At 58.8% G+C, this 22,523-nt stretch carries 23 protein-coding genes and 1 pseudogene; 14 read left to right on the forward strand and 10 right to left on the reverse strand.

Annotated features, from left to right (window positions below):
- Positions 1-11 precede the first annotated feature (11 nt).
- Positions 12-1,199, reverse strand: a complete 1,188-nt coding sequence (locus ACIOWL_RS06250; RefSeq protein WP_400382759.1) for an SH3 domain-containing protein — start codon at positions 1,197-1,199, stop codon at positions 12-14.
- Positions 1,200-1,402: 203 nt separating this feature from the next.
- Positions 1,403-2,308: a LysR family transcriptional regulator gene (locus ACIOWL_RS06255; protein ID WP_400382761.1), complete on the reverse strand. Its 906-nt coding sequence runs from the start codon at positions 2,306-2,308 to the stop codon at positions 1,403-1,405.
- Positions 2,309-2,442: 134 nt separating this feature from the next.
- Between ACIOWL_RS06255 and tdh the strand changes: the two genes are divergently transcribed.
- Positions 2,443-3,495, forward strand: coding sequence for an L-threonine 3-dehydrogenase (gene tdh / locus ACIOWL_RS06260; RefSeq protein ID WP_400382764.1), 1,053 nt, complete (start codon positions 2,443-2,445; stop codon positions 3,493-3,495).
- Between the two features lie 32 nt (positions 3,496-3,527).
- Positions 3,528-4,727 (forward strand): glycine C-acetyltransferase, encoded by a 1,200-nt coding sequence (locus ACIOWL_RS06265; protein ID WP_400382767.1) that lies wholly within the window; start codon positions 3,528-3,530, stop codon positions 4,725-4,727.
- 85 nt (positions 4,728-4,812) lie between these two features.
- Here the strand turns inward: ACIOWL_RS06265 and ACIOWL_RS06270 are convergent, their stop codons facing one another.
- Positions 4,813-5,424: a HutD family protein gene (locus ACIOWL_RS06270; protein WP_400382769.1), complete on the reverse strand. Its 612-nt coding sequence runs from the start codon at positions 5,422-5,424 to the stop codon at positions 4,813-4,815.
- Positions 5,425-5,452: 28 nt separating this feature from the next.
- Here ACIOWL_RS06270 and ACIOWL_RS06275 point away from each other — a divergent pair, with 28 nt between their 5' ends.
- The 3 genes from ACIOWL_RS06275 (at position 5,453) to ACIOWL_RS06285 (ending at position 8,106) form a co-directional block, all read left to right on the forward strand.
- Positions 5,453-5,875, forward strand: coding sequence for a hypothetical protein (locus tag ACIOWL_RS06275; protein ID WP_400382771.1), 423 nt, complete (start codon positions 5,453-5,455; stop codon positions 5,873-5,875).
- Between the two features lie 334 nt (positions 5,876-6,209).
- Positions 6,210-6,650 carry an IS630 family transposase gene (locus ACIOWL_RS06280; RefSeq protein ID WP_400382773.1) on the forward strand — a complete coding sequence of 147 codons (441 nt, stop codon included), beginning with the start codon at positions 6,210-6,212 and terminating at the stop codon, positions 6,648-6,650.
- Positions 6,651-6,717: 67 nt separating this feature from the next.
- Positions 6,718-8,106, forward strand: coding sequence for an IS256 family transposase (locus ACIOWL_RS06285; RefSeq protein ID WP_400382775.1), 1,389 nt, complete (start codon positions 6,718-6,720; stop codon positions 8,104-8,106).
- A 63-nt stretch (positions 8,107-8,169) separates the two neighbouring features.
- Here ACIOWL_RS06285 and ACIOWL_RS06290 read toward each other — a convergent pair whose 3' ends face one another.
- Positions 8,170-8,799, reverse strand: coding sequence for a LysE family translocator (locus ACIOWL_RS06290; protein ID WP_400382776.1), 630 nt, complete (start codon positions 8,797-8,799; stop codon positions 8,170-8,172).
- 108 nt (positions 8,800-8,907) lie between these two features.
- Here ACIOWL_RS06290 and ACIOWL_RS06295 point away from each other — a divergent pair, with 108 nt between their 5' ends.
- Positions 8,908-9,357, forward strand: coding sequence for an Lrp/AsnC family transcriptional regulator (locus ACIOWL_RS06295; protein WP_400382778.1), 450 nt, complete (start codon positions 8,908-8,910; stop codon positions 9,355-9,357).
- A 62-nt stretch (positions 9,358-9,419) separates the two neighbouring features.
- A complete protein-coding gene (locus tag ACIOWL_RS06300; protein ID WP_400382781.1) occupies positions 9,420-10,124 on the forward strand; it encodes an RraA family protein in 705 nt (234 codons plus the stop codon).
- 332 nt (positions 10,125-10,456) lie between these two features.
- Here ACIOWL_RS06300 and ACIOWL_RS06305 read toward each other — a convergent pair whose 3' ends face one another.
- Positions 10,457-11,296, reverse strand: coding sequence for a lysostaphin resistance A-like protein (locus ACIOWL_RS06305; RefSeq protein WP_400382783.1), 840 nt, complete (start codon positions 11,294-11,296; stop codon positions 10,457-10,459).
- A gap of 294 nt (positions 11,297-11,590) precedes the next feature.
- Between ACIOWL_RS06305 and ACIOWL_RS06310 the strand changes: the two genes are divergently transcribed.
- Positions 11,591-12,070, forward strand: a complete 480-nt coding sequence (locus tag ACIOWL_RS06310; protein ID WP_400382785.1) for a helicase associated domain-containing protein — start codon at positions 11,591-11,593, stop codon at positions 12,068-12,070.
- Between the two features lie 174 nt (positions 12,071-12,244).
- Here the strand turns inward: ACIOWL_RS06310 and ACIOWL_RS06315 are convergent, their stop codons facing one another.
- The 5 genes and pseudogenes from ACIOWL_RS06315 to ACIOWL_RS06335 all read right to left on the reverse strand — a co-directional run bounded on the left by ACIOWL_RS06315 (position 12,245) and on the right by ACIOWL_RS06335 (position 14,578).
- Positions 12,245-12,754 carry a transposase gene (locus ACIOWL_RS06315; RefSeq protein WP_400382787.1) on the reverse strand — a complete coding sequence of 170 codons (510 nt, stop codon included), beginning with the start codon at positions 12,752-12,754 and terminating at the stop codon, positions 12,245-12,247.
- A 59-nt stretch (positions 12,755-12,813) separates the two neighbouring features.
- Complete coding sequence (locus ACIOWL_RS06320; protein ID WP_400382789.1) at positions 12,814-13,446, reverse strand: transposase; 633 nt, start codon at positions 13,444-13,446, stop codon at positions 12,814-12,816.
- A gap of 445 nt (positions 13,447-13,891) precedes the next feature.
- Entirely contained in the window at positions 13,892-14,134 is a 243-nt protein-coding gene (locus ACIOWL_RS06325; protein ID WP_400382792.1) for a hypothetical protein, read from the reverse strand.
- A 159-nt stretch (positions 14,135-14,293) separates the two neighbouring features.
- Positions 14,294-14,395, reverse strand: a pseudogene (locus ACIOWL_RS06330) (DUF1016 domain-containing protein); the annotation flags it as partial.
- Positions 14,396-14,410: 15 nt separating this feature from the next.
- Positions 14,411-14,578, reverse strand: a complete 168-nt coding sequence (locus ACIOWL_RS06335; protein ID WP_400382794.1) for a hypothetical protein — start codon at positions 14,576-14,578, stop codon at positions 14,411-14,413.
- Positions 14,579-14,727: 149 nt separating this feature from the next.
- Here ACIOWL_RS06335 and ACIOWL_RS06340 point away from each other — a divergent pair, with 149 nt between their 5' ends.
- From ACIOWL_RS06340 to hutI, 6 genes are all read left to right on the forward strand, one after another.
- Positions 14,728-15,567, forward strand: a complete 840-nt coding sequence (locus ACIOWL_RS06340) for an IclR family transcriptional regulator (RefSeq protein WP_400382796.1) — start codon at positions 14,728-14,730, stop codon at positions 15,565-15,567.
- 176 nt (positions 15,568-15,743) lie between these two features.
- Positions 15,744-17,423, forward strand: coding sequence for a urocanate hydratase (gene hutU, locus ACIOWL_RS06345; RefSeq protein ID WP_400382799.1), 1,680 nt, complete (start codon positions 15,744-15,746; stop codon positions 17,421-17,423).
- A gap of 4 nt (positions 17,424-17,427) precedes the next feature.
- Positions 17,428-18,777, forward strand: a complete 1,350-nt coding sequence (locus ACIOWL_RS06350; protein WP_400382802.1) for a YjiH family protein — start codon at positions 17,428-17,430, stop codon at positions 18,775-18,777.
- Positions 18,778-18,781: 4 nt separating this feature from the next.
- Positions 18,782-20,065 carry an allantoate amidohydrolase gene (locus ACIOWL_RS06355; protein WP_400382804.1) on the forward strand — a complete coding sequence of 428 codons (1,284 nt, stop codon included), beginning with the start codon at positions 18,782-18,784 and terminating at the stop codon, positions 20,063-20,065.
- Positions 20,062-21,309, forward strand: coding sequence for a formimidoylglutamate deiminase (locus tag ACIOWL_RS06360; protein WP_400382806.1), 1,248 nt, complete (start codon positions 20,062-20,064; stop codon positions 21,307-21,309). Before ACIOWL_RS06355 ends, ACIOWL_RS06360 begins: the two co-directional genes overlap by 4 nt.
- The gene (gene hutI / locus ACIOWL_RS06365) at positions 21,306-22,517 is read left to right on the forward strand and encodes an imidazolonepropionase (protein WP_400382808.1); all 1,212 of its coding nucleotides are present in this window, start codon (positions 21,306-21,308) and stop codon (positions 22,515-22,517) included. The genes ACIOWL_RS06360 and hutI overlap by 4 nt, the downstream gene beginning before the upstream one ends.
- The last annotated feature ends 6 nt before the right edge of the window (positions 22,518-22,523 follow it).

Consider the following 22,523-nt stretch of genomic DNA (forward strand, 5'->3'; position numbering starts at 1 on the left):
TCAAAAATTAACTAACACGGCAGTGAATCCGGAAGCATCCGTGGGGTAGTGGCGACGGCTCCGATCTCATTGGTTCCGCGGTAAGCCCGGCAAATTCCCAGCCCGCGTGCTGCGAGGTTGGACTGGATCTGTCGCAACGAATCTGGGGCGAAGCCCTGCCACTGCATGTGCATCAGGACTGTGTCGCCAGCGCGTGCCGCCGAGGCACGAGAGACAATGACCGATTTGTTCTGGACTTCCCAATCTCGGGTGTCAACGGTCCAAGTCCAGATCCTCATTCCGATGCGCCCATAGGCACAGCGGGCCTCCGCGTCCAGGGCGCCGAAGGGTGGACGGCCCCAATTGGTGCGTACTGCTGCGCCAAGCAGTTCGCTTTGCGCAGCAGTGCAACTCAGTGTGCTCAAATCACGGTGGTTGGCTGAATGGTTGATAACCCACTGTCCCTTGGCTCGGGCCCGGGCCGCAATGTCGGTCCCATAGCGGCTGCTGAATGAGGACAGGCAAGCTCCGGTTGGGGCTAGAACCATACCGATATTGTTGGCCGCCGCGAAGTTTACTGCCGCATCAAAAGCGGACAGCGTCAGCGGGCAATCATCGAAGGTCAGGACCACTCGCGATCCAAGATTCGGTCCGCGTGTTTGAGTCGTGGACGGAGCGGTTCGCGCCAAATAGGAACCGCTGGCCCACCCGGTATGCCCCATGTAGGTGACCTTGTACCATCCATTGCTGGCGCGGGCCGAGACATCAACCCTCGCTCCGCGCGGCATTTCGATGATGATGCTGTAAGCCGTGCTGCTTCCGGTGCGAAGGTTTAGTTCATCCTGGGTGTAGAGCTGTGGGGGCAATGACTGCGCGGTGGCCTTGAGATAGGCGCCGTTCGCCCACCCGGTATAAGTTTTGTATACGACCTGATACCAGCCGTTGCTCGCGCGACTGAGTACGGAGACTACCGAGCCCTCGGGCATGGCGGCAACGATTCCATAGGAGACGCTGCTACCCAGCCGGAGATTTAGCTCATCCAGTGTCACCATGACTGTGGGCAAGGAAACTGCGGTGCGCGAGACCTGGGTGGCGGAGATGGGGGCGATCTGCGGCTGTGGTGAGTAGTCTGCGGAAGTCCCTGCGAAGCTCATGCCGAACCCCCACAGCGCACAGCTCAGTGCCGTGGCCAACGCGATGGTGCGGATGCGGAGATTCATGAGAATCGCCCCCAAACAAGTGGCCGCTTCAGCCGAGAATATGATGTTTCATTATGGGCCTGCGCACCCCTGCCCACAAGCTTTGGAAGGTGTTAAAAAGCTGAGAAAAATGGTCCCTGAGCGATGTGCATTGAGCCTAGTCAATGCTGTTATTTCTGATCCTCTCGGCAGTCCTTGAAGCGGATGTTGGCCTGGGTGATCCTCTAGGCCCCCACGAGCGTTTGGATGCTTTGCCGAATGGCTTGAACGACGTCCATCACTGGTTCTCGGTGAAGGTGTTCAGCCCGGATGAGAACGTCGATTTGTCGCCCGGAAACCAATCCCTTGATTGGTCGTAAAGTCACCGTATCGCTCAGTGATTTTCGTGCGGTGTAGCGGGGGAGGATTCCAAGGCACCCGCTGGCCTCGACAAGCGAGCCTGCGGTGGCGTAATCGTTGACACGGTGCTCAATGGTCGGAGCGCTTCCGGCTAGGGCGGCGATGGTTTCCAACACATCGGCGGGGGAGTAGCCCGAACGCGAAACCACCCAACGTTCTCCTATGAGCTGTTTGGGGGAGAGCTCGTCAAACACGGCCAATGGATGGTCCTGGTGAAGTGCAATATCCAGCGGCTCGAAGGCCAACGGAATCACCGCGATATGGTGTTGCGGCCAGGGTGCGGTGTGCGGCATACGGTGTGCCAGTACCAGGTCGTAGGCTGAGGTCAGGGCCGGGAAATCCTGCTGAGACACATCTTCGTCAGAAAACCTCAAGGGAGGCAGCTGACGTTCTCTCCAGTTGAGTAGTGGAGCGAAAACCGTCTGGCCGATGGAGTGGAACCCGGCAATCTTAATCGGTGTTTGCCGGTCTTGATCCTGGGCCTGAATTCTCGCCGAGGCCTCGGCCAGGGTTGACGCGACCTGGGCTGCTGCGGAGGCCAGCATTTTCCCTTCGGTTGTCAGCACCAGTCGACGGCCGTCTTTGGTAGTTAACGGGGCGGTGAATCCACGCTGCAACTGGGCAAGGTGCTGTGAAACGGCCGAAGGGGAGACGTACAGTGCTTTGGCCACCGCGTTGACGCTTCCAAGATCCGCTAGTTCACGCAGGATCTTCAGCTGATGTAATTCCATGAAGTAAATACTAAATCGTCAGATCAGAATTTCGATGATCAACTAAGGTGTCAATCGTGGCGGCTCGGTGCGACACTTGAACTAATCCCACAATTCGTGCGCACAACACAGCTTGTTGATCAAAGGACTCCCTGATGAAAGCCCTATACAAGTCCGGACCCCACGCCGGTTTGGAACTCGTTGAACGTCCTATGCCGGAAATCGGTGTTCACGACGTTTTGATCCGTGTCATGACCACTGGCATCTGCGGAACTGACCTGCATATTGAGGCCTATGACGAAGCCGCCAAGGCCATGATCAATACCCCTCTGGTACCCGGCCACGAGTTCTACGGCGAGGTCGTGGAAGTTGGCGACTACGTGCACAACGTCGCGGTTGGTGAACGTGTGTCCGGTGAAGGCCACGTGGTGTGTGGTTTGTGCCGAAACTGCCGAGCGGGCCGCAAACAGATGTGCATCAACGTCAGCTCGGTCGGTGTGCAACGTGACGGGGCATTCGCCGAGTACGTCTCCATCCCGGAAAGCAATGTGTACGTGCATCGTGACGAACGCATTACCCCGCTGTTGGGTGCGATCTTTGATCCTTTTGGCAATGCGGTGCATACCGCTTTGCAATTCCCCATGGTCGGCGAAGATGTGCTAATTACCGGCGCTGGCCCGATTGGTCTGATGGCAGCCGCGGTGGCCCGTCACATCGGCGCCCGAAAGATCGCCATCACCGATATTTCCGAGCAGCGTTTGGACTTGGCTAAAACCATGGGCATTGACCTGGCGGTCAACGTGGCCCGGCAACGAATCAAGGATGCCCAAAATGAATTGGGCATGATTGAAGGTTTCGATTACGGCATGGAAATGTCTGGTCATAAGACCGCCCTGCCGGAAATGATTGAAAACATGAACCACGGTGGCAAGATCTGCATGCTGGGATTGCCGAGCGAATCCATTGATATCAACTGGGGCAAAGTGGTCACCCACATGTTGACCATGCGCGGTATTTACGGCCGCGAAATGTTTGAAACCTGGTACGCCATGAGCGCCATGCTGACCAGCTCCGAACTGATGCGTGAGCGCATCTCCTCGGTAGTCACCGACTTCCTGCCGGCCACCGAATGGCGACAGGGCTTCGAATCGGCGCGCGGTGGCCACGGCGGCAAGGTTGTACTGGACTGGTCCGTTTTCAACGGCTAAAAATTTCACGGATCAACAAGGAGTAATTGGGAATGTATACCGACCTCAAAAATCAGCTTGCCGGGGAACTGGACGAGTTACGGACAGCTGGACTGTTTAAGGCTGAACGCCACATCGATTCGGCACAGTCCGCCTCGATCCTGGCCGGATCGCTGGGCCAAGATGCGCGCAAGGTACTGAACTTCTGCGCCAACAACTACCTCGGGCTAGCCGATGATCCGCGGATCATCGCGGCCGCCAAGCAGGCCATGGACGAGCGTGGATTCGGAATGGCTTCGGTTCGTTTTATTTGCGGTACCCAAGACCTGCACCTAGAGCTTGAAACCGCGGTGTCCCAGTTTTTGGGTACCGAAGACACCATCTTGTTCTCCAGTTGTTTTGATGCAAATGGGGGTGTTTTTGAATCACTGTTTGGTCCGCAGGACGCCATCATTTCCGATACCTTAAACCACGCGTCAATCATTGACGGCATCCGCCTTTCCAAGGCCGCTCGCTTCCGTTACGCGAACCAAGACATGGCTGATTTGGAAGTGCAGCTGAAAGCCGTTGCCGCACTGAACGATGGGGCCGGTGCGCGCCGCACCATAATCGTCACCGACGGCATCTTTTCCATGGACGGGTACATCGCCCCATTGGAAGCGATCTGCGACCTGGCTGAACAGTACAACGCGCTGGTAATGGTTGATGATTCACATGCCGTGGGGTTCATGGGTGCCACCGGAGCGGGCACCCCTGAGCATGCTGGTGTGTCAGACCGGGTAGACATCTACACGGGCACCTTTGGCAAGGCCTTGGGCGGTGCCTCGGGTGGTTACGTGTCCGGCCGCGGTGAGATCGTTGCAATGCTGCGCCAGAAGGCCCGGCCCTACCTGTTTTCCAATTCTCTGGCACCGGCCATCGTCGCCGCAACGCTGAAGGCATTGGAACTGGTGGAAGCTTCGGGCGAGCTGCGAGAGAAACTCTTCGCCAACGCCGCCCTCTTCCGTCGCCGGATGAGCGAGGAAGGTTTTGACCTGCTGGACGGCGAACACGCCATTGTTCCGGTCATGTTCGGCGATGCTGTGAAGGCCGCAGAAGTCGCGGGCAAGATGCTTGAGCACGGTGTTTACGTGACCGCGTTCAGTTTCCCGGTAGTGCCGAAGGGAGCCGCACGCATTCGTGTTCAGCTCTCCGCCGCGCATTCGGCCGAGGATATTGAGGCCTGCGTGCAGGCATTCGTTGCCAGCCGCTAAAAACCCGGGCTTGGCCCGCATTAACCCGTGCGAGACGGGTTAATGCAGGCCAAGCCTGTTTAACGACGTTGAATGCGCAAGGGGATTAGGGCAGATCCAGTGAGATTAAGGCCATGAAGCCACGACCGCTAATGCGCGGCGAATCGTCTTCTCCGCCAATCACGGTGTCCCGAAGCTCCAGCTCCGACTCTGAATCCTCGCGGAGCACGCTGGCCTTGCCCTGCAGCAACACGCCAAACTGGGAGCCGAACAGGTACTGTTCACGTTTTTTGGACAGCTCCACAATACGAACATTGCCGCGTACCTTGTCACTACGGGTGATCAAGTTCAAGGCCAAGATTTCTCCCGTAGGCAATGAAGCGGAGGTAGAGGCCGCGCCGGCGAACTTGAATGGGCGATAGATCTCTAGCCCGTGCGAGATGCCATCAACGGTTAATTCAAGGAGTTCACCAGCAACGACCGTGAGCGTGCGTTCGCATCCGGGATAGGGGGTGAACTCTCCGGACTTCTCATTGGAAGCCACTGAGATTCTCCACTGCCAGTCCGCATCCGTTGCTGGTGCCAGTGAGCCATCCGCGAGGAGAGAACCCTTGGCAATTTCCCGGATCTGTCCTTGGGCTGCGCCCCACGGTTTTTTGGGGCAGGACGCTAACCGGATCTGGGTTCCGGTAGCCAGCGAGGTGTTGGTTTGGCTCATGAATCGAGCTTATTCGTTTACGGGCCCGATGGCATTAAATGACACTGTCAAGGAAATCGGGAGCCTTTTTGTCCAAGACAGCTTCTGCCACGTAGGTGCGGCGGTGCCGCGACCACGTGAGGTGACGGCGGTCGAGCCGCGCTTGAACTCGCCTCCGGGTGGTTTGACGCGTCGGGATCAAGCTCGGGAAACTGATGAGCTGGTCGGGTGGAAGGTCAATGTGTGGCAGCAGAGCCGCGATGAGCACCGGTATGCCATTTTGGATGCGGTGAGAGTGTTTGTCGTTTCTACCGGACAGATGCCCCATTACAAGACCTTCGCCTCCGTGCATGAACACCGGCTCGGGGTCTGGTTACATCATCAGCATCAAGCTCGCACGGAGAACACTTTGGAGTCCTGGCGGTTGGCTGCGCTGAATGATGCCGTGCCGGGGTGGCATAGACGCAGTTGAGTAGTCGGTGCTCGATCAACCGCTGTCGGCGTCTGCGTCCATTTGCCGGCGGGTTCACCAAGCAATTTTCGAGGTGGTGTCGAGTGGGTTCCTCGTGGTGGATTGAGCCAGCACTAGGTCATCAGCCTCATGCGCGGGAGTCGGGAAAAACCAGTCCGGTGCGTTCTTCTGCCTCAATGATCGTGACTTGGTAGACTCGAAACTCGTCCAAGGCCATAAGCACTCACAGCCGGTCCAGATCCTGCGTGAGTAGGAATGCTCGGGCTGTGAGTTTTTCGTTTTGTTCAAATAGGATGATTTTCCAGTATTCGGCCGGGATTTGGTAGCTGCGGTAGTGCTGGTCTTCGTTTGTGAGGACGGTCCCGGCGAAGTCACTGGCGCGTGTAAGCCCAAGCACCGCAGGCAAGAGTTTCTCGCGTTCTTGCGCCAAGTAGGGCGAGCCTACCCGGATCAAGAGTTGCATTTAGTGATGGACAACTACGCGACTTATAAGACCCAGGAAGTTAAGGAATGGCTGAAGAGTCATCCGAAGGTCAGTGTGCACTTCACTCCGACCAGTGGCTCGTGGCTGAACCTGGTGGAGGTCTGGTTTGGGATTATCGACCGGCAGGCGATTGAGCGTGGGACTTTCACGAGTGTGAAGGATTTGAATGCAAAGATCCGGGCGTTTATTAGTGGGTGGAATCAGCGGAAGCATCCGTTTGTCTGGACGAAGACTGCTGAGCAGGTTTTGGCGAAGGCGAATCCTTTAGGAACTTCAAAAACGGACCACTAGAGCCTGTCAGGTTGATTGTGTAAGACCCCTAGTCAATTCATAGAAAGAAACTAGGAAAAAACACGAAATGACCATCCAGAAAGACCAAGCCGAACAGAGCATGGAAAACGCCGCAGACATCGCCGAGAAGATCGCCACGCTCGGCTCCATGGATGCCGTCAAGGAATCCGGGGCCTTCGACGAACTCATGGGATTCATCGACCGCGGAGAAATCCAGCTCGACGGCAAAGACGGATTCATCCAACAGATCATCCGCGCCGGACTGGAACGGGGTCTGAAATCCGAGCTGAGCAGCCATCTGGGCTACGAACAAGGCGAAAGCCACGGGCGGTTTCTCCCGAACTCCCGCAACGGGTCCTACCCGAAGACCGTGTCCACGATCGCCGGGGACATCGACCTGCAGGTCCCACGGGACCGGGCCGTCACATTCACCCCGACCCTGGTGCCCAAAGGATCACGCCGTACCGGCGGCCTGGATGAAATGATCATTTCCCTCTACGCCGGAGGCATGACGGTGCGGGATATCGCCTACCACTTGGAAACCACGGTCCGCACCCAGCTATCCCACGACACGATTTCCAAGATCACCGACGAAGTGCTCGAGGAAGCCGCGGCCTGGCAGGACCTCCCGCTCGAAGAGTTCTACCCGATCCTTTACCTGGACGCCATCGTCGTGAAAGTCCGCGACGGGCACCAGGTGCGCAACAAGGCCGCGCATATGGCCATCGGCGTCACCGTGGAAGGCATCAAGCACGTGTTGGGCCTGTGGGTCACCGAGAATGAGGGCGCGAAGTTCTGGGCCCAGGTCTGCGCCCAACTGGCCAACCGCGGAGTGAAAGACGTGCTGATTGCCTGCTGCGATGGCCTGACTGGTTTCCCCGAGGCGATCGAAGCAACGTGGGCGAAGGCGACCGTGCAGACCTGCGTAGTGCACCTGATCCGCGCGGCGAACCGGTTCGTCTCCTATGGGGACCGCAAGACGGTCAGTGCGCAGTTGAAGACGATTTATACCGCGCCGAGCATCGAATCCGCAGCCCAGGCCCTGGACGATTTCGAAGCGTCCGAGCTGGGGCGGAAGTATCCGTCAGCGGTGGCAACGTGGCGCAACGTGAGGGAACGATTTACCCCGTTCCTCGCGTTTCCCCCGGAGCTGAGGAAGGTCATTTACACGACCAATGCGATTGAGTCGATGAACTACCAGCTGCGCAAAGTCACCAAGTCCCGGGGCCTTTTCCCCTCGGACACGGCGGCGGTGAAGATGCTATGGCTAGCGATCTGCAATATCGAGGACAAACGGGCCCGGGAGCGGGTCAAGGATGCGCAGAAGAAGGGCCGCACCCCGCGTGCCGGCGCCGGAGCGCATCTGATGGAAGGGGCCGGGACGAACGGCTGGAAGCAAGCATTGCAGCAGCTGGCGATGGCGTGCCCGGAACGCATTGAACCGTATTTGAAGTAAGTACTACGACCCCTGAATAACGGAGTTGACTAGTGGTTTACACAAACGAACTGACAGGCTCAATCAACCTATTGCCAACATTATTTTCTCCACGAGCAACAAAGTACCCAGCGCTATCATCACCACTCCGCTAGTGATGGTGACCCATCGAGCTGCACGAGGCTTTCGGCTCAACACCGTATTGGCCCCGTAACCAACGGCAAAATAGACCAAAGCACAATTGGCCACGTGCACTGCCCCAAGCGAAACGATTTGCAGGCCTATCGACCACGAAGCATCAGTGCTCGTGAACTGTGGCAGCAGGGCAAGAAACAGGAGCATAACTTTCGGGTTCAACAAGCTAATGCCTATCCCCTTAGCAAACAGCCTGTTTCCCCCAGACAGTGTTCCTTCGGCATTGATCGGAGATGCTGCGAGATTCCTCAAGGCCTGGATGCCCAGCACAATCAAATACATCGCCCCAATCAAAGTCAAGCAGGTCATCGCTAGATCCGAGGCAACAACGACTGCCGCCACGCCTGCAGCTACCACCAATACTGCGCAAATATGACCTATCAGCATGCCGGACACCGCGGGAAAAACAGTCGTTCGTTGCCTAACTCCTGACGAAATGGCATATGCCCAGTCAGCCCCCGGAGTCAGGACGAACAACATTGAAACGCCCCAGAATGCCCACGCTAACCCTATTTCCATCTGATGCCTTCCATCGCAATCTTGTCTTGTTGCAAGAATATTCGAATTTTGACGCAATATGTTTCGAAAATTTTGCGAATCTTGGATACAGAGAGGATACTTTTCTGAATGGATGAACTTGACCGGGAGATTCTCTCTCAACTGCAAATTGATGGTCGAGCCACGATGACAGATGTGGCGCAAAAAGTAGGCTTAAGCCTGTCCGCCTGCCACCGACGCTTCCGCGACCTCGAAGCATCGGGAGTGATTCAAGGATTCAGCGTCGACCTAGACCTCGACCTGCTGGGTCTGCCCTTCGAAGCCTTAGTGTTCGTCACCATGCGTGCTGGTGATGGTAACGCTGTAGCGGCTTTTGAAGCCGCGGTCGCGAAAATACCAAATGTTGTCCAAGCGCATCGCCTTTTCGGAGAACCGGATTACCAGCTTTTTGTCGCCGTCGAGTCGAAACAGCACTATCAAACCCTTTATGACCAGCAACTTTCACTCCTACCAGGAGCGCAGCGACTGACCTCCACCTTAGTGATGAAAACTGTCGTCGACCATCATGCGCCGGTCTAACCCACCTCTTTGCAAGTGAAGCTAACCCCAAAGCCACCTGCCAAACGAAAGGCAAACCACCAATGGATTCACGCGAATTGCAGCGTCTCTACCTGGATCTGACAACACCGCATGTCGCAGATGCAGTCATGCGCTTAGGCATCCCCGTACGCCAGGCGCCCGCTGGGTTGAACGCACTTTGGTCAGAAACCCACATCGTTGGCCGAGTTCTTCCAGCTCAACACGCTGGAAGCGTTGATGTATTCCTGGAAGCTATCGACAACTCTTGCCCGGGAGATGTCCTAATCGTCGACAATTCAGGACGCACAGATGAAGCATGCGTTGGAGATCTGGTGACGCTCGAAGCATCCCACGCCGGACTGGCAGGCATTGCCATCTGGGGCTTGCACCGCGATTCCCGTGAACTACGCGCAATTCGCCTTCCGATTTTCAGCATGGGAACTTTGCCTGCGGGTCCGCAGCGTCTGGAACCTCAATCGGAAACCGCAATTGCTCAAGCAAGGTTTGGGGACTTCACGGTAACTCCCGATGACTTCGTGTTGGGCGATGACGACGGACTTCTGGCCATGCCACTAGAACGAGCAGCTGACATTGCAGAGGTTGCCGTGGCCATTCGGGAGACCGAACGCCGCCAGGCTTCCTTCATGCGATCTGGAACCAGTTTGCGCGAGCAAGCCCGATTTGCTGACTTCCTGTCCGCCCGCGAAAGTGAGGGCATCACGTTTCGCCAGCATCTGCGCAGAATCGGCGGCGAAATTGAGGAATAGCAACTGATCGCTTTCCCGGGGCTTTAGCTAGACTCTGCATCTGTGTCTGTAGGTGGACCTCAGGATATTAATACGATCGATTGCGAAATCATGGAGAACTTCGAAACAACGGTAGCCGCGTTGCGGGTGGCTGAAGTTCGTCGGGTCCACGGGGCGCCCGATTATTTTTTCACGGTTCATGTTCCAGATGGGATGCCTACGAGCGCTTTCAAGCGGAGGGGTGTGGCGCAATACCTCGCATCTGACCATGAAGCTCGTCAAAGGGCGTACCTGAATTGCGATCCGCTTTCCCGTAAACGATCGTTTCTGGACCCATCACTCGTTGATCTTGATTATTTCAGTTCAACTGCTGGAGTATCTCTGAATACTCGACCACGAATGAAGATCAACGCCACAACAGCCCCGATGATCGTCAAAAGATTCGCAGGGCCGGCCAACTCAAGAAAAACATTCTGTGTCACACCGGCCTGATCAATGCCGCCAGAGGCAAGCATGAGCGTAGGGTCGGTCAGCCCATGAATGAGCATTGGCCAGATCAAGTACCCGGTCACCCGCAATGTCAGGTACATGAGCATGCCAAACGCAAGCGTGTAGCCAACCGTTCCCAGGACAGTCAAGAGCGACATCCCTGAGAAGAGGTTAGCCGTGTGTAACAACGCAAAAACGAGAGAGGACAACACCGCTACACTCCATTCACCCAAACCGGCCTCGCGTAAGATCTTGACTGCAATACCACGGGTAAGGATTTCTTCGGTGAATCCTACTAACAGACCAGTTGCCAAGGTCAGCATGACGACGCTGGGCAAGTATGTTCCGTAATCAATACCGAATAGCCTCAAGGCAATGGCCAGTACGGGGATCGCGGGGCCTAGCCACATCCACCATCGGCCTTTTACAGGTTGCCGTTTAAAGAGGTCGCCAAACCAGCTGAGTGACGCGACGAACGCACTGAGCAATATCGCACCAATAAGCAACCCGAAGGTCAACCCGAAGAATACGCCCGTCGGTGAATCGAAAATATTATCCAGATTGACTTGGGTTGGAGAGATTATCCCGCTGACCCAACCGGCTCCGAGATATAAGCCAAGGTAAACGATGGCAATCAAAAAGGCTTTCCACCATCTGCCTTTATTCCAAAACTCTTTCCAAGCGCCTGTAGAAATTGATGCCATCGGGTTCATTCTCCTTCGTTTGGCCCGTATACCATGAGTTGATCAACGTTCTGGATACTACAACACTACGTGAAGTGGTTCTGTGAATCTACAGATCAGCGTCGATAAGTAGTGGCAGCAAAGTGAGAGTTCATTTTCGCCGAAACCCAGAAACGGCCGTTTTTGAAATGATCAGGGAACCCCGGTGACGCGCCAGTGTTTTCGTTTCAAAAACGCCTTTCACATCCGGAATGCTCGTGGACTTCCTGCAATTGTTCTATTCAAAGGTTTCAAATAGTGGCGTAGCTTAGTGCCATGACAGGTTGGGACGTCTCGCGGCACCCGGAATGGGATATGATGTATGCCGCCGGCCAGACGGTGCGTGAAATCGCCGACCGATGCCATGCCAACGTGGCGGCCATCCACCTGCATCTACGCGTCAAGGAAAAGCACTCGCCTGGACTATACGCCAACCATGCCGCGGCCTTGGCTGACCTGGATCGAGATCGACCGTCCACTCGGTGGCGGCAACACCTCACCGAAGCGCTGGCCTTCCAAGAAACCCACCATCGGCTGCCCAGCAGCACCGCTGGGGGAGTGGAGTTTTCATTGGCAAAGTGGGTCGGCCTGCAACGCAATGCCTATCGCAAGGGTTCCATGTTGGCGACGAAGATTGTTCTGCTTGACCAGCTGGAGGGCTGGAAGGTGGATGTGCCGCAGCAACGCCGCGATGAGCACTGGAAAGGCATGCTAGCCTCGATGTTTCATGAAGCAGTCCGAAAAGCACCGCATTAACCTACGACATTGGATAAACCCCACTCGGCGGCACCGCGATGAAGGCACAACCAAGGGCCCGGCCCTCAGGTCGGGCCAACAAAATCGTGTTCTTCCACTGAACACCGGGATACGCTTTGTTTGGGGCTTTCAAATTCCAATGAGCGGACCGGGACCAAGCTGCCAGACTCAGGCTTACAACAGCATTCCAACATGACTCCCGTGAACATTGACATGTTTCCGCAAGGCCCTCAGCCGGGTCAATGCCTGTGCAAGCAAACTTGCTTCATGCGTCGTCGCATAAAAACAGATCCTCATCTGATGCGCATTTTTCACCGCTTTCGTCGCGATCGCGAACAGCCTGGCGCGTAGCTTCTTCGGCTCCCACCTGGCCGCCTGAGGCCTCTGAAGGCCAAGTAACTGCTTATACACGGTCACCTGGCCAGCGAGGAACGCGATACGGGTCCACCGCTCATTCTTCACCCACTGCTGATACGGAAGATTACGCGGCCCAATATCCTTCGCGTTACGGCTCCCTTCTTCGCACCTGGTCCTGGCTCGATGCCGCTGATCGAGCACCGCCATGTCCGGGTGGCGCTGATTCGTCAGGAAAAACGTGTACCGGAAACTACCAGCCAGCGCCGGGGCGAACAACGTGTCTTGATTGCGTAGCTGCTTGTGAGTCTGCCGGGCTCCAGGATGCAAAGGCTATCGACGTATGAACAACCTCGCCCCTTGGGGATACCTCTCCAACGCGTCGCCCATCAGCAAGGTATCTCCGCGACGTGACGTTTGGTTTGTTTGCGGCCGTGGTCATCACCGGTCACGTCCCACGCCTTCTTCGGCAAAGCTTCCACCGCGGCCTTGGTTGGTACGGTTTCAGCGTACGTGACCGACAACTGATAGCCACGGCCTGGGGCGGTCAGCCAGGAGAGGTACTCGTAGGTGCAGCCTGCCGTATCGGTACGGAACAGGATCTTCTTACCCCGAGGATGATTTGATGGCAGTGCATTCACTACCATGGCCGAGAGCTGGGTATGGTCTTTCGCAGTGTTCGAACCAGCGGTGCCGGTGCGCTGCAAAAACGCGAGGGGTTCTCCGGTGGCTTTCGCCCCGTAGTCCACGAACACGAGTAACGGGTGGTGCCCGTAGGTGCCTTTCCAGATGCCGGAGGCTCCGTCTTTATCCTCGCTGTGGGCGATGATGACCGTTGCGTCCAGGTCGATGGTCAGCGGATTGCGGTCACTGACCTGGTGTATGGGTGAGCGTTCCCTGGCCAATTCCCATGCCTTGGTGTGGTCGGCTTTGACTGCTGTGGTGAAAGCATTGACTGCGCCTGCTGGTGCCGTACTGGTTAGGGCTTCGACGAGCCTGGCTTCGGTGGGTGCGGAGGCCACCTGTCCGAACAGGGGGGTGCCCGGTAGTGGTGCGCAGCAGGTCAATGTCCTGTGGGCAGTCCCCACCGACGGCGATCATGGTGGCCATGTCGGTGAAGATCTTCGCACCCGGTGGATTGCGGTGTCTGGGGTGTATCGGTTCAAAGTTTGCAGATCCGAATTCAGCTCGAGAAGGTCCAATGTTTCGGTTACGAGGCTGGCTCCAGCAGGGGTGGCCGAAGCCGTGCTGGTGTCGAATGGAAAACGGGTGTAGTTTTCGATACTGTTGATCACCTAGAAGGTGCTCCCTGTTCTTCTGAAGATTTTTGTTTCGCAACTTAATCATTTTAGGTCAGGAGCGCCTTCTGGCTTTTAAACACGCGGGTGCTGAGTATCCGATGAAATACCTAGGCTAGAGGGGCACGGCCCTATGGGGGCGCCCTACATTGGACATCGTGGAACGTGCTTACTGACCCTGAACCGGATAGAGCGGGTTATGACCGGCGATAACCCGCTCCTCCGCGCGGACTTCACCCGGGGCGGTACCGTTGCGGAAAGGTTCGCGTTCGGCTACTTCCCTGGTGAGTCCGAGAAATTCGAGTGCGTAGGGGTCCTTGGCCATTTGTTGGACGAGTTCTGAATCTGGGGAGGAGGAATGCTGTTCGAAGTTGCATGGCGCGGCTCCTGTGCGTTCCAGGGTTTTGTTCATGATTATGTTCATGAGTACGTTGCGGGACCATCCGTGCTGTACTGCTTCGGCGGCGCACCATTCTCGTGCGTTGGGGCTGAGTTTTTTGTCGAGTAGGACTCGGATGTGGCCCCAGAGTCAATGTCTCACAGGCTGTGGGACATTTGGATCCCATTGTGATCAGGTGGCGGCGAAGGATCGCATGTAGTTCAGATTGCTGCCGGAGAAGCCGGTCATTTCGGGGAATTCTCGGTGTAGGTCTTCGGCTAGACGTGTGATTACTGCGCTGCGCCATCCTTAGCGTTCTTGTTCTTCTAGGATGCGGTCGCCGATGCTCCAGTACAGACCCACCAAAGCGGTGTTGAGTACTCGTTTGGCTTGCACTTGCGCGGTGGTGACCCGGGTTTTGAAGTCTGCAAGAAACTGGGCGTAGCCATCTGGTATCTGTGCATCTTTCGAGGACATGAACCTATAGTTCATCGGCCGGGCCTGTTGATCGTTTTTGACGGTGTGGTGCCTTTCCTTCAGGCATGGCAGTGCTATGGGTTCTTATCTTGCTGTGGACGCGAGATTGGCGCGCGGTGAAACACGGAATGTGAACATAGGATCAGCGTATGGGGAATACCACGACGCCGCAGGTGCCAGCGGCGAAAAATGTTCTGTCGGTGCTGCGCTACATTGCGGCGCAGGCAACACCCGTGGGCGCGGGAGCGATCGTCCGGGACGTCGGGTTGCCCCGTTCGACCACCTATCACCTGTTGGCCGCCCTAATTGAGGAAGGGTTTGTGGTTCACCTCCCGGAAGAACGCAAATATGCGCTGGGGGTCACCGCGCATGAGCTCGGGACGGGATATTCCAGGCAGGCACCCTTGCAACGAATCGCCCGGTTTCCCATGCAACAACTGGTTGCACGGACCAAACGTACGGCGCACCTGGCGATCATGCATGGCCGTGACGTCATCTATGTCATTGAGGAGCGGGCTAAAAGACAAGCTGAACTGGTCACCAATCCGGGGGTCCGGTTGCCGGCTCACCTCACGGCAAGTGGACGTGCCATGCTCGCAACGTACTCTGCGGAACAATTGACGGCCTTGTATCCGGGGCCGGAGGCTTTTCCCACTCGGTACGAACGCGGTGTCCACTCAGTAGAGGCACTTAATGAGCTGCTTTCCCAGATTCGTGCAGCGGGATACTCCTGGGAACAGGACGAGGTCACGAAAGGGTTCTCCTCGATTGCGGTCCCGGTGAGGGACCATGCCGGGCACGCGGTAGCCAGTGTCACGTTGACCATTTCCAATCGGTCAAAAACCGGTCCTAATGCCACCCGAGAAGCACCGGGCACCCCAGACGCCTCAGAGCGGACCGTGGAGCTGACCGACCTTGTGGCGCAGTGGCTTCCCGAGGTAGCCAAGACCGCGGCGGAGATCTCCCGGCGGCTGCGGCCCGCCGGCTGAATGATTCTTGCGGCGGACACGGAAAATCTGGCCAGGAACTTGAGTGAATGTCTCGTATCCAAGACTGAATGATGTGCAGCAGAGCACATTCTCCATCGTTTGAATGCTTGGATTAAAGCAAGCACCGAGCCGCAGCCGAGCATCTGCAGCTTTCCAGAGACAAACGGAGGATTGCCATGAGCTTCACCCAGCACGACCCATCACGGGTTATCCGCGCACCACGCGGCACCACCTTGACCGCCAAGTCCTGGGCCGCCGAGGCCCCGCTGCGAATGTTGATGAACAACCTCGATCCGGAGGTCGCCGAGCGTCCCGAAGATCTGGTGGTCTACGGCGGAACCGGTCGCGCGGCCCGCTCCTGGGAAGCCTATGACGCGATTATCAAGACGCTGACCGACCTGGAAGAAGATGAAACCCTGCTGATTCAGTCGGGCAAACCGGTAGGTGTGTTCCGCACTAACAAATGGGCCCCGCGGGTGCTCATTGCCAATTCGAACCTGGTGGGAGACTGGGCCACCTGGCCTGAGTTCCGCAAGCTGGAGGCCGAAGGCCTGATGATGTACGGGCAGATGACCGCGGGTTCCTGGATCTACATCGGCACACAGGGCATCTTGCAGGGCACCTATGAAACCTTTGCCGCCATCGGCGCCAAACGGTTCAATGGAACCCTGGCCGGCACATTAACCCTGACCGGCGGTTGCGGGGGAATGGGCGGCGCCCAACCACTGGCGGTGACACTGAACGGCGGTGCCTGCCTGATTGTTGACGTTTCCGAGGAGCGTTTACGCCGCCGCTTGGGCAAGCGCTACCTCGATGACGTCGAGCTGGATCTGGATGCCGCCATTGCCAAGGTGACCGCCGCCAAGAACGAGCGACGCGGTTTGTCTGTTGGCTACGTCGGCAACGCGGCCGAGGTTTTCCCGGAATTGCTGCGCCGGCAAAAGTCCGGCGACATCAACATCGATATCGTCACCGACCAGACCAGTGCCCACGATCCGCTGTCCTACCTCCCGGTGGAATACACCGTGGAGCAGTGGGATGCCGAGGCCAAGGCCGACGAAATCGGTTTCACCAAAAAGGCGCAGGCAGCCATGGCGGCACACGTCGAAGCCATGGTCGGTTTCCAGGACCTCGGAGCCGAAGTGTTCGACTACGGCAACTCGATCCGCGACGAAGCCCGCAAGGGCGGATACACCCGCGCCTTTGAATTCCCGGGATTTGTTCCCGCCTACATCCGTCCACTGTTTTGCGAAGGCCTGGGACCGTTCCGCTGGGTGGCGTTATCCGGCGATCCCGAGGACATTCGTGTCACCGACGAAGCGCTGAAAGAACTTTTCCCGGAGAACGAGCACCTACACCGGTGGCTGAACGCCGCGCAGGAGCATGTGGAGTACGAGGGGCTCCCCGCTCGGATTTGCTGGTTGGGATATGGAGACCGGGCCAAGGCCGGCCTGCTGTTCAACCAGCTGGTAGCCGAAGGCAAGGTTTCGGCGCCGATTGTGATCGGCCGCGACCACCTGGACTCCGGATCGGTGGCCTCCCCGTACCGCGAGACCGAAGCGATGAAGGACGGCTCCGACGCTATTGCCGATTGGCCGCTGCTCAACGCGCTGACCGCCACCTCCTCGGGGGCCAGCTGGGTATCCATCCACCATGGCGGTGGCGTCGGCATCGGCCGCTCCATCCATGCCGGACAGGTCTCGTTGGCGGACGGAAGCCAGATGGCGGCCGACAAACTTGAAGCGCTGCTCACCAACGATCCGGGCATGGGAGTGATCCGCCACGTGGACGCCGGGTACGAGCGCGCCATTGAGGTCGCCAACGAGCGCGGCGTGCGCGTTCCGATGGCGGAATAAGCCCATGGCAAATGACCCTACAGCTGGACGGCTTGAAGCAGACGCTCCCGAACACAGCACTCCACAGGGTATCTGGAGATTCTTTGTCTACTCCCTGCTGGGGATCTTCATGTTCTTCATTCCCGTGAACCTCGCCGGTAAGGAGACCATCCCGCTAGATCATCTGGTGGGCTGGATCACCGCCCTGCTGGGACCAAGCGTGAAGTACCTGATTCTTGGCATGATCCTTGCCGGGACCATCTACCCATTTGCTTCCGGGCGATGGAAGGCATCACGGCTCAAAACCCTTTTTGCATTTTTGAACGTGTTGGGTTTGGCAACAGGGACCGCCCTGGTTTTTAACGTGGGACCAGCATGGCTCTTCGACGCAGATCTTGGACCATTCCTGTTTGACAAGTTGGTAGTCCCGGTAGGGATGGTTGTCCCCATTGGCGCCGTTTTCCTGGCGTTACTGGTGGGTTATGGTCTCATGGAATATGTTGGTGTGTTGGTCCAGCCGGTGATGCGTCCAGTCTGGCGCACTCCTGGACGTTCTGCAGTGGACGCGGTGGCCTCATTTGTGGGGAGCTACTCGCTGGGTCTGCTGATCACCGACCGGATGTATCAGGCCGGAAAATATACCGGACGCGAGGCGGCTATCATTGCTACCGGGTTTTCAACGGTTTCGGTGACATTTATGCTGATCGTTGCCAAGACCCTCGACATTATGCACCTCTGGTTGCCGTACTTTTTCCTCACCTTCGGTGTCACTTTTCTGGTGACCGCAATCGCCGTGCGACTGCCACCATTGAGCCGTATCCCGGACGATTATTTTCCTGAAGCCGCTGCGCAGCCGGAAGTAAAGGTCACCAGCCGGCGTTTTGCCACGGCATGGAATGAAGCCATGCAGATGCTGCGGACCGCACCGAAACTAGGGGCGAACATCCGTGAGAATTTCAAGGATGGCTTGTTGATGGCCATGGCCATCCTGCCATCGATCCTTTCGGTGGGGCTGCTGGGAATGATGCTGGCACGATTCACCCCGGTCTTTGACTGGCTGGGATACATTTTTTATCCGCTGACCTGGATTCTGGGACTCCCGGACCCGCTCTTGGCGGCCAAGGCCTCGGCGGTAGGCATCGCGGAGATGTTCTTGCCTGCAACCGTGGTGGCCGGACATGAATCGGATGCACTACGTTTGGTGATTGGGGTGGTATGTGTTTCGGCAATTATCTTCTTCTCTGCACTGGTACCGTGCATCCTAGCTACCCGTATCCCTCTGAAGGTATGGCACCTACTGGTGATCTGGTTCCAGCGTGTTGCCCTGAGCTTGCTGATCACCACCCCAATCGCTTACCTGATGGTAGGCAGATAGGAACATGACGATGCCGACACTCGGCGTAAATTCCCTGCTGGCGGCCATCAGCGACGAAGGCCGCGACCCCAGACGCGGTGGGTATTCCCGCCCCGTCTACTCGGATGCAGAAATCACCTTGCGCGAATGGTTTATCACCGAGGCCCAAACCCGCGGGCTGGAGGTCTCAACCGACGCCAACGGCATCATCTGGGCTTGGTGGGACCTGCCCGGATCAGCCAAGGATGACGCGTCCCGGGCGGGCTCGCTGGTCACCGGATCCCACCTTGACTCGGTACCCGGCGGCGGGGCCTTTGACGGCCCGCTGGGGGTGGCCAGCGCGCTGGCGGCCTACGACATCCTTGCCGCCCGGGAAGCCGCCGGGGACTTGCTGCGCAACCGGGCGCTGGCGCTGGCAGTTTTCCCGGAAGAGGAAGGATCGCGGTTCGGGGTGGCCTGTTTGGGCTCCCGGCTGCTCAGCGGGGCCATCGACCCGGTCAAGGCGCTGAACCTTCGCGACGCGCAGGGAAACAGTTTTGCCGATGTCGCCACGGCCAACGGGCTGAACCCGGCCCGCATGGGCCGGGACGAGGCGGCGCTGGGGCTCATCGGAGACTTTGTCGAATTGCACGTTGAGCAGGGCCGCGGGCTGAACACCGAAGAATTCACCGACGCCGCCGGGCGCGGGCCGGCCGTCGCCATTGGCTCCTCCATCCTCGGCCACGGCCGCTGGCGGCTGAGCTTCAGCGGCCAGGGAAACCACGCCGGCACCACCTTGATGATCGACCGGGCCGACCCCATGGTGGCCGCGGCCCAACTGGTGCTCAAGGTCCGTGAGATTGCGGGCCAACAAGCCGATGCCCGCGCCACTGTGGGCCGGCTGGAGCCCGTGCCCGGGGGAACCAACGTCATCGCCTCGCGGGTGGAGCTCTGGCTGGATGTCCGCCATCCGGAGGATGCCGTCACCGCCATGCTGGTAGAGAAGATCCACGGACAGGCGCAGAAAATCGCGGCCTTTGAAGGCTGCACGGTGAGCCTGAGCGAGGAATCGCTGTCCGGAACCGTGCATTTTGACACCGCGCTGAGCGCTTCGCTTGAACGCTCCGTGCACCGGCTGATCCCCGGAGCCCCGGCGCTGCCCACCGGGGCGGGGCACGACGCGGGAGTGCTGGCGGCCTATGTGCCCACCGGCATGCTGTATGTGCGCAACCCCTCGGGGATCAGCCACTCTCCGGAGGAATACGTGGAAGCGGCAGACGCCCAGGCCGGGGTGCTGGCCCTGGCCGATGCCTTGGAGGATCTGTTGTGAGTACCGCCAAACAATCCGCCCCGTCGCTGGTTCGGGTTCCCGCCCCGGTTAATGCGCATTCGCATGCCTTCCACCGGATCCTGCGCGGCCGCACCCATGAAGGGGCGAACGGCGGGGCAGGGAACTTCTGGACCTGGCGCGAGCAAATGTACCAGGCGGCCGCCGGCCTGACACCCCAAGCCTATGAGCAGTTGGCCACCGCGGTGTTCGCAGAGATGGTGGTGTCCGGGTATAGCGCCGTGGGGGAGTTCCACTACCTGCACCACGGCGCCAACGGCGAACCCTATGCCGGCGCGGAGCAGCACTCGATGGAACTGGCCCTGGCCCGCGCGGCCCAGGCCGCCGGCATCCGCCTGGTCCTGCTGGATACCTGTTACCTGCAAGGTGGCCTGGATGCCCAAGGCCAGCCGACCCAGCTCAACCCGACCCAGCTGCGCTTCACCGACGGGGACGCGGCGAGCTGGCTGGAACGCCATGGCAGGCTGCGCACGGCGCTGAGCGAGCTGGATGCCGGCGAAGGGCTGGTGAGCCTGGGTGCGGCAATCCATTCGGTTCGTGCGGTGCCGCCTCAGCAGCTTGGAATAATCGCCGCCAGGCTGGATGCCGACCTGCCGTTGCATGTGCACCTCTCCGAGCAACCGGCAGAAAACGAGGCCTGCCAGGCGGCCTTTGGGCTGAGCCCCACCGGGCTCCTCGAGCGCCAGGGCCTGCTCGGACCCCGGCTGTCCGCGGTGCACGCCACCCACCTGAGCGACTGGGACATCAGTGCGCTCGGGAAGGCCGGGGCGGGAATCGTCATGTGCCCCACCACGGAGGCAGACCTGGGAGACGGGATCGGCCCGGCCCGTGAACTGGCAGATGCCGGAGCGGTCATTTCATTAGGCAGCGACCAGCACGCGGTGCTGGACCCCTACCTGGAACAGCGTGCCCTGGAACACGGGGAACGGCTGCGCAGCGGGCAGCGCGGCAGGTTCTCCCCGGCGCAGATTTCCGCCGCGGCCCGTGAGGGAGGTTTGCGAGCCCTGGGACTGAAGCCAAACGACGATCATTTGCTGGTGCGCACCGACTCCATGCGCACCCACGGCTCGCGCCCCGCCCAACTTCCGCTGACCGCCACCGCCGCGGACATCGCACAGGTGAGCATCAACGGGAAACTCGTCGCCAGCAACGGGGTGCACACCACGCTGGGGGACCCCGCGCAGTTGTACACAGCATTCTTCGAAAAGTATCCGGAGTTTTTATGAGCACCACACTGATCACCAACCTCTCCGAGGCCTTCACAGCGGATGCCGCGCACACCGTGGTGGAGCACGCCGCGATCCTCATCGAGGGTGAAAATATCGCCTGGATCGGAGATGCCGGGCAGGCGCCGCAAGCAGATGCCGTCATCGATGCCGCAGGGCGCGCCGCATTGCCAGGCTGGGTGGATTCGCACAGCCACCTGGTGTTCGCCGGGGACCGCAGCCGCGAGTTTGTGGCACGTATGGCAGGGCAGGACTACGCGGCCGGCGGGATCGCCGTGACCACCCAGGCAACCCGCGCCGCTTCGGATGAACAGCTGGCCAAGCTGGTGCAGGCCCGGGCCGCCGAAGCGCTGGCCGGGGGTACCACCTACCTGGAAACCAAAACCGGGTACGGGCTGACCGTCCAGGAGGAGGCGCGCCACGCGCGTATTGCTGCAACGGTGGTCGACCAGGTGACCTTCCTCGGCGCCCACCTGGTCCCTGCGGGCATGGACCCGCAGGAGTACACGGATCTGGTGTGTGGGGACATGCTGGAACGGGTCAGGCCGTACGTTCAGTCCGCGGACGTGTTCTGCGAGCGCGGAGCCTTCAACGAATCCCAGTCGCGCCAGGTGTTGGCCGCGGCCCAGGCCGCTGGGCTCGGGTTGCGTGTCCACGGCAATCAGCTGGGTCCGGGCCCCGGGACCCAATTGGCGGTGGAATTCGGCGCCGCCAGCGTCGATCACGTGAACTTCCTCGACGCGTCGGATGTGGCTGCGCTCGCCGAGTCCTGGGCTGGCTGGGATCCGCAGGGTCGAACTGGTTTGGCTGGAACCGTTGCCACCTGCCTGCCGGCGTGCGACCTGTCCACCCGTATGCCATTCGCCCCGGCACGCGAGTTGATTGACGCCGGGGTCCAGGTGGCGTTGGCGTCTAACTGCAATCCGGGAACTTCCTACACTTCCTCCATGGCGTTTTGTGTCAGTACGGCGGTGTTGCAAATGCACCTGAGCATCGAGGAAGCAATCGTGGCCGCCACCTACGGCGGCGCGCTGGCGTTGGGTGTCCAGGAACGTGTTGGAAGTTTGGAAGTCGGCAAACGGGCGGATATCCAGCTGCTGAATGCGCCTTCCGTGGCGCACCTTGCCTACCGCCCGGGCATGAACCTGTCCGGTCCGGTCTTCCGTGCGGGGAGGCTGGCCGCCGGGCAGTTTGAGCGAGCCAAGTAGTGATGC

The organism is Glutamicibacter sp. NPDC087344, assembly GCF_044744225.1.
Lineage (GTDB): Bacteria > Actinomycetota > Actinomycetes > Actinomycetales > Micrococcaceae > Glutamicibacter.

Bases quoted from the DNA above. Each gene is read 5' to 3' on its own strand.
- ACIOWL_RS06250 (WP_400382759.1), bottom strand. From the start codon at position 1,199: ATGAATCTCCGCATCCGCACCATCGCGTTGGCCACGGCACTGAGCTGT.
- ACIOWL_RS06255 (WP_400382761.1), bottom strand. From the start codon at position 2,308: ATGGAATTACATCAGCTGAAGATCCTGCGTGAACTAGCGGATCTTGGA.
- tdh (WP_400382764.1), top strand. From the start codon at position 2,443: ATGAAAGCCCTATACAAGTCCGGACCCCACGCCGGTTTGGAACTCGTT.
- ACIOWL_RS06265 (WP_400382767.1), top strand. From the start codon at position 3,528: ATGTATACCGACCTCAAAAATCAGCTTGCCGGGGAACTGGACGAGTTA.
- ACIOWL_RS06270 (WP_400382769.1), bottom strand. From the start codon at position 5,424: ATGAGCCAAACCAACACCTCGCTGGCTACCGGAACCCAGATCCGGTTA.
- ACIOWL_RS06275 (WP_400382771.1), top strand. From the start codon at position 5,453: ATGGCATTAAATGACACTGTCAAGGAAATCGGGAGCCTTTTTGTCCAA.
- ACIOWL_RS06285 (WP_400382775.1), top strand. From the start codon at position 6,718: ATGACCATCCAGAAAGACCAAGCCGAACAGAGCATGGAAAACGCCGCA.
- ACIOWL_RS06290 (WP_400382776.1), bottom strand. From the start codon at position 8,799: ATGGAAATAGGGTTAGCGTGGGCATTCTGGGGCGTTTCAATGTTGTTC.
- ACIOWL_RS06295 (WP_400382778.1), top strand. From the start codon at position 8,908: ATGGATGAACTTGACCGGGAGATTCTCTCTCAACTGCAAATTGATGGT.
- ACIOWL_RS06300 (WP_400382781.1), top strand. From the start codon at position 9,420: ATGGATTCACGCGAATTGCAGCGTCTCTACCTGGATCTGACAACACCG.
- ACIOWL_RS06305 (WP_400382783.1), bottom strand. From the start codon at position 11,296: ATGGCATCAATTTCTACAGGCGCTTGGAAAGAGTTTTGGAATAAAGGC.
- ACIOWL_RS06310 (WP_400382785.1), top strand. From the start codon at position 11,591: ATGACAGGTTGGGACGTCTCGCGGCACCCGGAATGGGATATGATGTAT.
- ACIOWL_RS06325 (WP_400382792.1), bottom strand. From the start codon at position 14,134: ATGAACAAAACCCTGGAACGCACAGGAGCCGCGCCATGCAACTTCGAA.
- ACIOWL_RS06335 (WP_400382794.1), bottom strand. From the start codon at position 14,578: ATGTCCTCGAAAGATGCACAGATACCAGATGGCTACGCCCAGTTTCTT.
- ACIOWL_RS06340 (WP_400382796.1), top strand. From the start codon at position 14,728: ATGGGGAATACCACGACGCCGCAGGTGCCAGCGGCGAAAAATGTTCTG.
- hutU (WP_400382799.1), top strand. From the start codon at position 15,744: ATGAGCTTCACCCAGCACGACCCATCACGGGTTATCCGCGCACCACGC.
- ACIOWL_RS06350 (WP_400382802.1), top strand. From the start codon at position 17,428: ATGGCAAATGACCCTACAGCTGGACGGCTTGAAGCAGACGCTCCCGAA.
- ACIOWL_RS06355 (WP_400382804.1), top strand. From the start codon at position 18,782: ATGACGATGCCGACACTCGGCGTAAATTCCCTGCTGGCGGCCATCAGC.
- hutI (WP_400382808.1), top strand. From the start codon at position 21,306: ATGAGCACCACACTGATCACCAACCTCTCCGAGGCCTTCACAGCGGAT.